14 protein-coding genes are annotated in these 12656 nt (G+C 40.8%); 13 read left to right on the forward strand and 1 reads right to left on the reverse strand.

Going from position 1 to position 12656, the window contains the following annotated elements; all coding sequences use genetic code 11:
* Positions 1-3: 3 nt before the first annotated feature.
* The 11 genes from rbsD (at position 4) to KQI58_RS23155 (ending at position 8899) form a co-directional block, all read left to right on the forward strand.
* Complete coding sequence (rbsD, locus tag KQI58_RS12140) at positions 4-399, forward strand: D-ribose pyranase (protein ID WP_216409358.1); 396 nt, start codon at positions 4-6, stop codon at positions 397-399.
* Positions 400-423: 24 nt separating this feature from the next.
* The gene (gene rbsU / locus KQI58_RS12145; RefSeq protein ID WP_216409359.1) at positions 424-1311 is read left to right on the forward strand and encodes a ribose/proton symporter RbsU; all 888 of its coding nucleotides are present in this window, start codon (positions 424-426) and stop codon (positions 1309-1311) included.
* Positions 1312-1520: 209 nt separating this feature from the next.
* A complete protein-coding gene (locus KQI58_RS12150) occupies positions 1521-1922 on the forward strand; it encodes a hypothetical protein (protein WP_216409360.1) in 402 nt (133 codons plus the stop codon).
* 59 nt (positions 1923-1981) lie between these two features.
* Positions 1982-2284, forward strand: a complete 303-nt coding sequence (locus KQI58_RS12155; protein WP_216409361.1) for a DUF5960 family protein — start codon at positions 1982-1984, stop codon at positions 2282-2284.
* A 192-nt stretch (positions 2285-2476) separates the two neighbouring features.
* Entirely contained in the window at positions 2477-2665 is a 189-nt protein-coding gene (locus KQI58_RS22735) for a hypothetical protein (RefSeq protein ID WP_253295920.1), read from the forward strand.
* Positions 2666-2816: 151 nt separating this feature from the next.
* On the forward strand, positions 2817-3131 hold the full coding sequence (locus tag KQI58_RS12165; RefSeq protein WP_216409362.1) for a hypothetical protein: 315 nt from the start codon (positions 2817-2819) through the stop codon (positions 3129-3131).
* Positions 3132-3285: 154 nt separating this feature from the next.
* Positions 3286-3621: a PTS lactose/cellobiose transporter subunit IIA gene (locus KQI58_RS12170; protein ID WP_016179342.1), complete on the forward strand. Its 336-nt coding sequence runs from the start codon at positions 3286-3288 to the stop codon at positions 3619-3621.
* Positions 3614-5008, forward strand: a complete 1395-nt coding sequence (locus KQI58_RS12175) for a glycoside hydrolase family 1 protein (RefSeq protein ID WP_216409363.1) — start codon at positions 3614-3616, stop codon at positions 5006-5008. The genes KQI58_RS12170 and KQI58_RS12175 overlap by 8 nt, the downstream gene beginning before the upstream one ends.
* Positions 5009-5347: 339 nt before the next feature.
* A complete protein-coding gene (locus KQI58_RS12180; protein ID WP_102872034.1) occupies positions 5348-5638 on the forward strand; it encodes a PTS sugar transporter subunit IIB in 291 nt (96 codons plus the stop codon).
* A 6-nt stretch (positions 5639-5644) separates the two neighbouring features.
* On the forward strand, positions 5645-6949 hold the full coding sequence (locus tag KQI58_RS12185; RefSeq protein WP_216409364.1) for a PTS sugar transporter subunit IIC: 1305 nt from the start codon (positions 5645-5647) through the stop codon (positions 6947-6949).
* 93 nt (positions 6950-7042) lie between these two features.
* Positions 7043-8899 carry a BglG family transcription antiterminator gene (locus KQI58_RS23155; RefSeq protein WP_216409365.1) on the forward strand — a complete coding sequence of 619 codons (1857 nt, stop codon included), beginning with the start codon at positions 7043-7045 and terminating at the stop codon, positions 8897-8899.
* A gap of 49 nt (positions 8900-8948) precedes the next feature.
* Here the strand turns inward: KQI58_RS23155 and KQI58_RS12195 are convergent, their stop codons facing one another.
* Positions 8949-10112, reverse strand: a complete 1164-nt coding sequence (locus tag KQI58_RS12195) for a NupC/NupG family nucleoside CNT transporter (protein ID WP_437177525.1) — start codon at positions 10110-10112, stop codon at positions 8949-8951.
* Between the two features lie 224 nt (positions 10113-10336).
* Between KQI58_RS12195 and KQI58_RS12200 the strand changes: the two genes are divergently transcribed.
* Together KQI58_RS12200 and KQI58_RS12205 are read left to right on the forward strand one after the other, a co-directional pair.
* The gene (locus tag KQI58_RS12200; protein WP_216409367.1) at positions 10337-10984 is read left to right on the forward strand and encodes a GntR family transcriptional regulator; all 648 of its coding nucleotides are present in this window, start codon (positions 10337-10339) and stop codon (positions 10982-10984) included.
* A 168-nt stretch (positions 10985-11152) separates the two neighbouring features.
* Positions 11153-12487, forward strand: coding sequence for an FAD-binding oxidoreductase (locus KQI58_RS12205; protein ID WP_216409368.1), 1335 nt, complete (start codon positions 11153-11155; stop codon positions 12485-12487).
* Positions 12488-12656 lie beyond the last annotated feature (169 nt).

The following is a 12656-nucleotide window of genomic DNA, read 5'->3' on the forward strand; positions in this document are numbered from 1 at the left end:
AGCATGAAAAAAAGTAAAGTTATCAACTCAGATATTTCACGTGTGATCGCACAAATGGGTCACTTTGATCAATTAAGTATTGGCGATGCGGGTATGCCGGTTCCCATGACAACTGAAAAAATCGATTTAGCAGTCGATAACGGCATTCCAAGCTTTATGGATGTCTTGAACAATGTACTGGAAGAATTGGAAGTTCAACGTATTTATTTAGCCGAGGAAATCAAAACGGAAAATCCTGACATGTTGAAAAAAATTCAAGAACGTTTACCTGAAACCCCTGTGACATTTATTCCTCATAGCGAGATGAAGGCAGCGCTGCATGATAGCCATGCGTTTATTCGAACTGGGGAAATGACTCCTTATGCGAATATCCTATTGGAGAGCGGCGTCGTATTTTAAAAATTGTCACAAGGAGGAATAACCATGAATACAACAGCAATCTTAATCGGACTAGGACCGTTGCTTGGTTGGGGGCTTTACCCAACCATCGCATCAAAAATCGGCGGCCGTCCAGTGAATCAAATATTGGGTTCAACTTTAGGAACGTTGATTTTTGCCTTCGTTTTTGCATTAGTTAACGGAATAAGCTTTCCAACTGGAATGGATCTAGTCTTTTCGATCCTTTCAGGTGTTGGTTGGGCGATTGCTCAAATCATTACCTTTCAGTCCTTTACACTGATCGGCTCTTCACGGGCGATGCCGATCACAACGGCCTTTCAACTCTTAGGAGCATCATTATGGGGTGTCTTCGCATTAGGCGATTGGCCAGGAATGAACGCCAAATTATTAGGCGGTTTTGCTTTGATCCTGATTATCTTAGGTGCATGGATGACGGTTTGGACAGAAGAAAAAACACAGGAAAAAGCCAATGTCCTAAAGAAAGCAGTTCTCTTATTAGCTGTCGGTGAGATCGGCTACTGGGCTTATTCTGCTGCTCCGCAAGCAACAAATATTGATGGGATGCATGCATTCCTACCGCAAGCGATTGGTATGCTTTTAGTCGCGCTTGTCTATTCAGTGATGTTAAGTATGAAGGATAAAGAAAAATCAGCACTTACAGAAGCAGTATCCTATAAGCACATTTTTTCCGGTTTCTTTTTCGCCTTTGCCGCATTGACCTATTTGATCTCTGCACAACCGAATATGAATGGGTTAGCAACAGGGTTCATCTTGTCTCAGACATCTGTTGTTTTAGCAACGTTGACGGGTATCTGGTTCTTAGGTCAAAAGAAAACCAAAAAAGAAATGACCATTACGATCATTGGATTGATACTGATCTTGGCTGCTGCTGCGATGACGGTAATGATTTAAAAAACATTTTCAAATGGTGTAAAAAGTAGGTTGCAAGCTATGAAATTTTAGCTTACAGCCTATTTTTTTGCTAAATCTGGGTTTAAAAATATCTCACGAGATAAATAAAATAAGAAATTCTTATGCGAATGCTATAATCAAAAGTGGAAGAAAGCACGATTTTCTTAATCCATTCGTAAAAGATACGTGCAGCAGAAAGAAGGAAGAATATGAAGCTGACAGTCTCGTTAGATCTTTTAGAAAAAGAATTCTATTATGTTTCGCCGGTCAAACCTGTATCGACTGTTCCGCTGATTTATGCGACTTTTTTAGCAGAAAAAGCTCAAGTGGCTTATACAACGGAGAATGAGGCGAAATTCGCGCGCAAGGTCGAACGTTCATTCAAAGCGGCTTTTCATGAGATTGTGGAAGTAAATCGGGAGTATTCGGATGCTTTGGATCAGGATCGGCTATTAACACCACAGGAGCATTTGACGAATCAAGCAAAATTGATTGATTCAGTGATCGCAGCAATTCAAAAGCAACCAGAACTCAAGCTGATTCGCGTCGAGCTTGCAGGAAGTTGGCCGGTCTATCAAACAGAAGCCGGTCAATTAGATTTAGCAGAGTAAGCGTGTAACTTTAGCAAAGCAGCTAGAGATGTTAAAGTTAAATTGAAAGGATGAAGAAAATGGAACTCACATATTTTGAAGGACAAGCAGCATTCTTAGAGGATTATCAAAAAGTTGCTAAGACAGCAACGATTGACCAGCAACAAGTAGTCGATGAGGTAATGGAACAATTGAACAAGCCAACACCGGACGACCGGCTTTATTACATTTTACCTGGTGAAAAAACGGCTAACGGGCAAGCAGTCCGATTTCCCTTCCGAAAAGAATTGATCGCAATGGATGAAGATGCAACAGTTTCAACGCAATTTTTCTATGAAGGATCACCGTACGAATACGAAGTTTTAGAAGAAGAACAACGCTAATACACAAGGCTTTCAAGTTTAAACGCTTGAAGGTCTTTTTTTGACTTGCTTTAAAAGTAGAAGCTGGTATGATAGATACAATATGGTTTGTTATTTTTTAGCAAGAATGGGAGGTGATGGTCTTGCATGATCGACTAGCAGCAGGGCTATTTCCTGCAAGCAATGAATTAAAACTGAAAGGAAGTTAATGAATTGTTTATTCTTGAAAAGAAAGCGAAACCAGCGCAACAAATATGGACACACATCAAACGTCACTATCAGGGGGAGAAAGTAGCAGTTGTTGGAGTCGAGAAGCAATTGCCCCAGACCTTCTTACGAAACAAGCAAGTTATTTTTTATGAAAGTTTGACTGGACGATCGTTGGTAGAAGAAGGAAAATGATTTTTAGATAAATTCTCAAAGGATTATTCTGCTTTTGTCTTTTACGTAGACTGTCCAAATGAAGTCGCAGAACAGCTCATCGAAGCCGGACGTGCTTTAGGCGTTAGAGTAACGGTTACGGTGGAAGCGAAGGCTGCTTAGGAAATTAGACATGTGGAAAGAAGTGATTCACCAAAAGACGGTCCAAAATACGATTTTACGAAGTGGATTACGACTTTTGCAACAACAGTCTTGGTGCCAAAACAAGGAAAAAAGGGCATTGCTAGAGCTATCTGAGCAGCTTCAGCATGTGATGCAGCTACATTTAGAGACGGAGAATTTAGTCGTAGGTGTTCCCGGATTTGGGAAAGAAGTCACGCTATTAGAAGTAGCTGAACCAACATTTGTTCCGCATCATAAAATAGAACAAGTCGTCGAATCTGCCGCAGGGTATTTTATCAAGTTAAATGTAATAAAAACCATTTAAAAGTAGTCGCACAGCTGTGCGGCTCTTTTTTTATTGGAAATTATACTAGTACGGATTTTGAAGAGAATTTCCACTTCAATGTGGAAAATAAAAAATTTAACTCGTTTAGAAAACGCTTTATAGTTGGATTATAGAAAACGAGGAGGGAGTTTACTTGGAAGAAGCACAAATGGGAACAGAAATGGATTCGATGGCCATCATTTTACATGCCGGCAATGCAAAAAGTGATTCATACGAAGCGCTGCAGGCAGTTAAACAAGGAGATTTTCAGACCTTTGAAGAAAAATATCAATCAGCTAAAACTGAAATTCGAATGGCTCATAAGGCGCATGCGGAGATGCTTCGTAGGCTTTCTGCTGAAGAGCGGATGGATGAGGTTGATTTGCTGCTGGTGCATGCAGAAGGGCATTTGACATCAACAGACATCGCAGTGGATATGATCGGTGAATTTGGTGAGCTATATAAGTGGAAGGAGACTATTAATGGATAAAAACTTTTTATGGGGCGGCGCGACAGCTTCTTATCAATGCGAGGGTGCATGGGATGTAGATGGAAAGGTCGAATCAATGTGGGATCGCTATTTACATGAGAACGATCTGGAAAATGGCGATGTTGCCAGTGACCATTACCATCGTTTTGAAGAGGATATTCGGATGATGAAGGAAGGCGGACAGAATTCGTATCGCTTTTCACTTTCGTGGCCGCGTATCATTAAAAATAAAGAAGGCGAAATCAACGAAAAGGGAATCGCCTTCTATCAACGATTATTAGATGCTTGTCATAAATACGATATCGAACCATTCGTGACGATCTATCATTGGGATCTTCCTCAATATTGGGAAGAAGAAGGCGGCTGGCTGAATAATAAAGTGGCTTACGCTTTTGAGCATCTTGCACAGGTTTGCTTCGAGCATTTTGGAGATAAGGTACGCAACTGGACAACCTTTAATGAACCGAAATGGTTTATCGCAAATGGCTACTTTATCGGCAACTATCCTCCGGGACTTCAGGATGTCCAGAAAACAATGGTCGGAGCATACAATGTCATGCTAGCTAGTGCCTTAGGTGTACGAGCGTTCAGAGAAGGAAATTATCAAGGGCAAATCGGAATCGTTCATAGCTATACACCAGTTAATGGGGTCGATGATACGATCGAAACAAGGGTCGCGATGCGCTATGCGGATAATTATTGCAATAACTGGATTTTAGATACGGCTGCTCTAGGTGAGTTCCCGATTGATCTAGTAGCTAAGCTGGCGGAAGATTATGATATCAGCTTCATGAAAACCGAAGAACTGAGAATCATCAAAGAAAATACCGTCGATTTTATCGGATTAAACTATTATGCACGCACATTAGTGAAACCATATACCGGAGGCGAAACACAGTTGGTGTTCAATCATTCCGGGAAAAAAGGTGAGAGTAAAGTTGTTATTAAAGGTTGGTTTGAACAGGTGAAGGACCCTAACAGTGAATTTACTGCATGGGATACTGAAATCTATCCAAAAGGCTTACAGGATGGCTTGCTTGAAGCATGGGATCGCTATCACTTGCCGATCTATGTGACTGAAAATGGAGTTGGTGTCAGAGAAGATGTGACCGTCGATCAAGTAAACGATGATTATCGAATTTCATTTATGAATGATCACATTAACGCTATTATGAATGCGATGGATCAAGGCGTGGATATTCGCGGCTACTATGCGTGGGCGTCGTTTGACTTATACTCATGGAAAAATGGTGTAGAGAAACGCTATGGCTTAGTTGCAGTTGATTTTGAAAAGGAACAAATCAGAAAACCAAAAGCTTCCTATTATTGGTTCAAGGACATCATTGAAAGCAATGGTGAGAAAATCCAAAGAAGAGCGTTTGAATAGAATACTGCAATTTGAAAAAGGATGCCAGTCCAACTTTTCCCAGTCTGTTTAGCTAGTGATAAAAAAATAGCATCAAAATCAACAAAAAGCATGGAACAACATAGTTGGATGGTATACGGCATGAAAATCAGATTTATTTTCTAAAAGGAAAATAAATCCATTAATCTGAAAAAGGATGCCAGTCCAACTTTTCCCAGTCTGTTTAGCTAGTGATAAAAAATAGCATCAAAATCAACAAAAAGCATGGAACAACATAGTTGGATGGTATACGGCATGAAAATCAGACTTATTTTCTGAAGGAAAATAAATCCATTAATCTGAATAAGGAGAGACGAGAAAATGAAAAAAATCATGTTGGTTTGTAACGCGGGAATGTCAACCGGGATGTTAGCGAAAAAAATTGAAGCAGCGTCAGATCATACTTTAGAAGTCAGTGCCTATAGTGAATCGGAATATCAAGATTTTCTAGAGGGGGTGGATCTTGTATTGATCGGTCCGCAAATTCGCTTCTTAAAGCCTCAGATTGAAGCAGCGGTTGATGTACCGGTTGAGGCGATCTCACCAATGAAATACGGAATCATGGATGGCAAAGGCGTGTATGAGGATATCAAGAAATTGATTGGAGGATAAGTAGTCATGGGATTTAGTACATTTAGCGATACGATGGATAAATACATCTCACCATTAGCAAATAAATTGAGTCAGCAACGCCACTTAAAGGCTACCCGAGATGCCTTTATGTCTATGCTGCCGATCACCTTGTTTGGATCGATTCCGATTATTTTGAATGCACCGCCAGTGACTGAAGATACGAAAAATGGGTTTCTGCTGGCTTGGGCAAGCTTTGCTGAGAAAAACGGCTTGGTTTTGAACTGGATCAGCGGTGTGACCTTGAGTGCCATGGCGTTGTTTATCTGCGTAGGAGTGACGTATTTCTTGTGTCGCCACTATAAAGAAGATGTTTTGCGACCAATGATGTTTGCTCTAGTTGGTTTCCTAATGCTAGTATTGACGCCATTGAAAATGGGCTGGGACGGCAAAGAAGTTGAAATCAGCTTTTTGGATGGCCGAGGAATCTTGCTGTCACTGTTTGTGGCGATCGTTACAGTAGAAGGTTATCACTGGATGCGCAAAAGAAATATAGGACGGATCAAGATGCCGGATAGTGTTCCTGCGTCCCTTTCAGAGACGTTTGCTGCCTTAGTTCCTGGGTTGATTCTAATGACGTTCTTTTCAGTGATCTTCATCATTTTCCATGCCTTTGATACGACAGCCGTTCAATTCTTGTATAATATTATGGCGCCGAGCTTCAAGGCTGCCGACAGCTTACCGTTTACCATCATCAGTGTCTTTTTGATTCATTTGTTCTGGTTCTTTGGTATTCACGATGCGGCCTTGGCCGGAATTTTAGGACCGATCCGCGATGGCAATCTATCGATTAATGCGGCGGAAAAAATGGCGGGTGCTGATCTAAGCAATATTTTCACGACACCTTTTTGGACTTATTTCGTCATTATCGGCGGTTCAGGTTCTGTGTTAGCCTTAGCCTTTTTAATGATGCGTTCGAAGTCTAAGCAGTTGAGCACGGTTGGGAAAATCGGTTTGATTCCTTCCTTCTTTGGGATTTCTGAACCAATGATTTTTGGGACGCCGTTAATGCTAAACCCGATTTTCTTCTTCCCGTTCATCTTTACTTCGGTTTTTAATGCGGTTGTCACCTATCTATGTATGTCCTGGGGAATCGTTGGAAAAACCTTCGCCGTCTTTTCTTGGCAAATGCCGTCACCGATTGGGGCATTTTTATCTACGATGGATTGGCGAGCAGTTGTTCTAGTTTTGATTTTAATTGTTCTTGATGGGATCATGTACTATCCATTCCTGAAAGTCTACGAGAAAAATCTCGTTCAACTAGAAAAAGAGAGCGAGTCAGAATCAGCATGATGTTATAATAAAGCGTAGAGGGTTGAGTCTTCTATGCTTTTATTGGGGTAATTAATAAAGCAAAAGCCACTTATTTTACAGGAGGGATCCCTAGTGAATATTTCTCACAGGCAAGAAAAAATTCTAGAGAAATTGTCCCTAAATCAACAACCTTCTACTGCGGGACAGTTGTCAAAAGAGCTGGGTGTTTCTTCGAAGACGATACGGAATGATATTCAACAACTAAACCAACTTTCGGAGCTGCCGCTTGTTCTTTCAAAGGCGGGAGCAGGTTTTTTTTTAAATCCTGAGAATACCTTGTTTCAACAAGTAAAACTGGAAAAACAACCCGCTAATATTTCTTTTGAATTGCTGGCACGATTGTTGGATCAAAAGGCTTGTGACTTTTACGAATTAGCAGATGAGTTTTTTATCAGTGAATCCACCCTTGATCGAATGGTCAAAGAATTGAATGCTTTGATCGCTAAAAATGATCAGCGGCTTTTGATTAAGCGAAAGCAAAATCAATTATTTATCGAAGGCGATGAAGCTGCTAAACGTCGGATTTTTACGTTATTTTTAAATCAGGAAATCGAGACGAACAAGTTAAGTTTAGACAATTATTCGGATTACTTTGAGGAAATTGATTTAGCGAAATTATCTAAAACGGTTGTTCAAGTTCATCAAGAAGAGGGCTTTGCCATCAATGATTTTTCGACGATTTCATTTATTTTGCATCTCGCGGTATTGTTAGAGCGAGTGAGCAAAAAAAGCTATTTGAATGCTTCTCAGAGCGTATTGGAAAAGAACCAGAGCTGGCAGTTGACGCTGGCGATGGTCAAACGCTTAGAAGAGAGCTTTGATGTTGAGATCCCGGAAAAAGAATATGCCTATATTTATCGTCTCTATTCTGGTTCGATTGTTTCTGACGAGGATTTAGCCGACAAGGAGTTAAAAACGGTTATTGAAAGCTTACTGGCCAGTATTGATTCGATTTTTTTGATTGATTTTACTCAAGACGAGAAAATCAATGACTACCTATTGACGCATGTTTCGGCTTTATACAAGCGTTCTGCCCATCAGCAATATTTAGTGAATCCATTATTGGATGAAATCAAAAGCAAGTTTCCTTTCGTGTATAACGTAAGTGTGTATGCGTCGGGATTTCTTCAAGAGAAGCTAGACATTCAATTTCCAGAAGACGAAGTGGCCTATCTTTCCTTGCATTTTCTTTCAGCTTTGGAAAATATTCGTGCCCATAAGAAAAAGCGAATTTTACTAGTCTCACCTTATGGCGTAGGAAATCAACGAGTCGTAAGGAATCAGTTGAATAAGATCCAAGACTTCGATATCGAGTTGTCTGTTGCCGAATCGATTTTTGCTGTGACAAGTGAAATAACTGAAGACAAATCGATGATTTTAACAACGGAGCCTTTGGAGCTGAAAACAACCATTCCGATCTATCGTTATGAAGCCTTTTTGACAGAGGCTGATTTGGAAAAAATCCAGCAGATCTTGATCGCAGAAAATCAAACGCCCTCTGTTTTAGCGACATTTCTCAAGGAAGAGTTATTTTTCCCGCAAAAAGAGTTTGCCAATAGAGAAGAAGTGATTCAATTTCTTTGTCAGGAATTATACCAAAAAGATTACTGCGAGAAGGATTATGTGGAAAAGGTCTTAAAGCGCGAGGCACTATCTAGTACGGCGTTTGGCGATTTTTACGCGCTGCCCCATGCTATCAAACGTGAAGCGAAGAAAAATGCGGTAGCGATCTGCTCATTGGCAAAACCAGTGCAGTGGAAGGAAAAGAAGGTTAAGCTGGTTTTGCTGTTGGCGCTTAAGGAGGAACGGGATAATTCCTTTGAACAGCTGTTTGAAGAACTCGTACAGATGTTGAGCGATGCTTCTCAGGTGAAAAAACTGGCGAAGCAAACCACGTTTCGAGATTTTATGGAGCTTTGCCCAAATTGAAAAACAACCGTCAGGACCCATTTATACTGGAGCTTGACGGTTGTTTTAGTTAAAAGATCAAACCTGTAATAATGGCGCTCAAGAAGCTGACCAGACTGGCGCTTAGCAAGATTTTCAACCCATGTTTAGCAACTAAATTGCCTTTTTCTTCATTCAAGCCCTTCATGGCCCCGGAAATGATTCCAATGGATGAGAAGTTGGCGAAGGAAACTAAGAAAACAGAGATGATCGCGGTTGTGCGAGGGGAGAAGTCCCAGCTGCCTTTGGCTAATTCTGTCATGGCAACAAACTCATTTGTCACCAGTTTCGTAGCCATCAAGCTTCCTGCATCGACTGCTTCATTCCAAGGAATTCCAGTAATGAACGCTAATGGAGCGAAGACATAGCCTAAAATTTCTTGGAAGGTTAAACCTGTGAGCTTAGAGAAAATAAAATTGATCATTGCGATCAACGCCACAAAGCCGATCAACATCGCTGCCACAGTGATTGCTACATGGAATCCGTCCAAGATATATTCTCCCAACATTTGAAAGAAGGTTTGCTCCTTATCCTCTTCAATCACCAATTCGTCATCTGCCAATTGATAGGGGTTAATGATCGATGCGATGATGAAGCCGCCGAATAAATTCAATACAAGCGCAGTGATTACATAACGCGGCTGGATCAAGGCCATGTAGGAGCCAACGATCGACATCGAAACCGTAGACATCGCTGAGATACTCATGGACGTCAAACGCTGTTCAGACAAAGAAGGCAGTTCCTTTTTAATGGAAATAAAGACTTCTGACTGACCTAAAATCGCTGAAGCAATTCCGTTGTAGGATTCCAGTTTACCCATGCCATTGATTTTGCTAAGAGCTAAACCGATTCCTCTCATAAACAGCGGCAAAATCTTCACGTATCGCAAAATCCCGATGATCGCAGAAATGAAGACGATCGGCATCAAGACATTTAGGAAGAAAGGGAAGCTGCCTTTGTTGGCGATTCCGCCAAAAACAAAATCAACCCCAGAGCCAGCAAACTGCAGCAGTGCATCAAACACACCGGCTAAACTACTAACAATCGTTGTTCCTGCAGTTGTTCGCAATAAAATAAAACCTAGTAAAAATTGCAGGATCAGCATGATCACAATCGGAGAATAACGAATCTTTTTCCGATCACTGCTAATCACGAAGCTCAATGCTAAAACAAGAACCAACCCAATAATACCCATAATAAAATGCAAAAAATCACTCCTAAATCAAAAATAATCTGACACAGCTTAGCTTATTTTTAAAATTTTTGCGAAAGATAGCCTCTCAAAAAAAGCCTCTATGAACAAATTCTAAAAACGAAAGCACTAACAACCTCATTTTCGCTACTTTGTGATGATTACAGCTTTTCCTAAAAAAATATGCTATGCTTGAACAGAATTCTGCAGAAAAATGAGGGATCGAAATGGATGGGGAAAACAAGAAGCGGGTCTTACTGCCGCGCTATCAGCAAGTGGCAGTAGAGATCGCTGAACGGATCGCTGACCAGCGGTACCAGGTGGGAGAAAAAATTCACGCACGATCAACGCTAGCAAGTAATTTTAATGTTTCTCCTGAGACGGCGCGCAAGGCGATTAATGTATTGGTGGATCTTGGAATTATGGAAGTGCGGCATGGCAGCGGCGCATATGTCCTATCACGGGAAAAAGCCAAAGTCTATTTTGAAAAATATCAAGATGTTCAATCAGTTCAAGAAATCAAAAATGAGCTTCAGGATAGTGTTGAAAAACAGAAAAAAGAATTAGAGCATGTGAGCCAGCTCTTGAATCAGCTGTTAGCTCAGACTAAACGGGTTCATAATGTTGCCCCTTTCGTTCCTTATGAATTGACGTTGACCGATCAGGCAATCCATTTGGATAGTACGGTCAATGACCTAAATATTTGGCACGAGACTGGTGCTACGATTATTGCGATCCAACAAAAGGATGAGTTGTTATTATCCCCTGGACCGTATGCGAAAATTTGTGCTGGTGATACGCTGTTTTTTGTTGGTGACGAGTTGGTATTGCAGCGAATGCAGCATCTGTTTTATCCAGAAAATGGTGCTAACTAAATTACTTGTAAAAGAACCAGTGAAATGGTTCTTTTTTGTTTAGCCAGCCATCAAATTGTTAAGAAATAATAGCGCTTTCTCAAGTTAGGAGTATATCTTTTTACTAATTAAATGTGACGTGAGAGACTTTGTCTACTAACAATTTTAGCGAAATGGAGGATTTTAAGTATGGAGAAAGAATTGCCGCAATCTTTGAAGAAAGTCGCAGTGTTTCCAGAAGACCCTCGTTATGACAGCGTTCGCTCAAATGATTTTAAAATAGGTCAGCCAAAAATTGTCATTTTAGCCGAGACAGAAGAACAGGTGATAGACACGATCAACTATACCGCAAGCATCAAGCAGGATCAGGAATTTCCATTTTCAGTTAGAAGTGGTGGACATGGCTTATCCGCAACTTCAGTAAACGATCGTGGCATCATCTTGGATCTTTCGCGGATGAATCAGATAAGTGTGATTGATAAAGAACAAGGAATCGTCAAAGTTCAGGCGGGTGCCCTCTGGGGAGATGTGGCAGTCAAACTGCATTCTGATCAATTAGTCATTTCTAGTGGGGATCATGGTGACACCGGCGTTGGCGGCTTAGCCGTATCGGGTGGTATGGGGACTATTTTACGTTCCTTTGGACTCACCATTGATAAAGTGATCGGTGCAACGATCATCACCGCAGATGGAAAACGACGGGTGATTGACGAAGCACATGAGCCAGAGCTTTTTTGGGCAATACGAGGAGGTGGCGGGCAGTTTGGCGTAGTGACCGAATTTCTTTTCCAGGCAGACAAGACGATAGCAAAGGATTCAAAAATTTCCAACCCTATGATCGTACAAACAATCAATTATGCAGTCAGCGATCTGTTTAGTTTTATTCAAGGCTGGCATCATTGGTTCAAAACTGCTTCAAATAAATTAACAAGCACGTTATTTTTAAATAAGGGGCCTGATCAAAAAATCACGGTGCAAACGAGAAATTTTTGGTATGGAGAGGAAACCAGTGAGGCGAAGAGTGTACTGGAACAAGCCCTTCAACTGGCTGAGGTTTCAACAACGACTGAAATTTTGATGAACTACTCTGATTTCTTTCCTGACGAGCATGCTCGCATTGAAGGAAAAAATCCGGCATTTGGGAAAAATACATTAGTGACACATATCCCGCAAGAGATTGCGGCAGAAATAGAAAAACTGTTGGAGCCGTCATTTGTTTATGGTGTAGAATTACGAGCGCTTGGTGGTGCAGTTAATGAAAAAACTGCTGATTTTAATGCGTGGCCCTTTAGAGAGGCCGAGATAATGATTGTCTATTTTGTTAATAAGGAATATAGCGATGAAGCAATCCCATTATTTCAACCAATCCAAGAATTTGGGCAAGGTGTGTACGGTGCTTATTCAAGCGACACGAGACAGGCAGAGAATACGCGAGTTTGGCCAGGAGCAACAGGAAAGAAAATAAAAGAAGTAAAAGAAAAATATGATCCGATGAATCTATTTGTTCAAAATCGAGAATTATAGGTGGACATCTGCTTATTAGCGAGGAATCTCAAAGGAATAGTTGAGATTCCTTTTTTTAACATTAAAGGAAGTATAACATTTTAAGCGGTCAAAGGATTGATACATCAATCTTTTGACCGCTTTTCATCTGGTCTTTTTCCTATTAAACTAGAGAGATGAAACCCAATAT

Origin of the sequence: Enterococcus raffinosus, assembly GCF_018917525.1 — a bacterium.
In the GTDB taxonomy this organism is placed as follows: domain Bacteria; phylum Bacillota; class Bacilli; order Lactobacillales; family Enterococcaceae; genus Enterococcus_A; species Enterococcus_A raffinosus_A.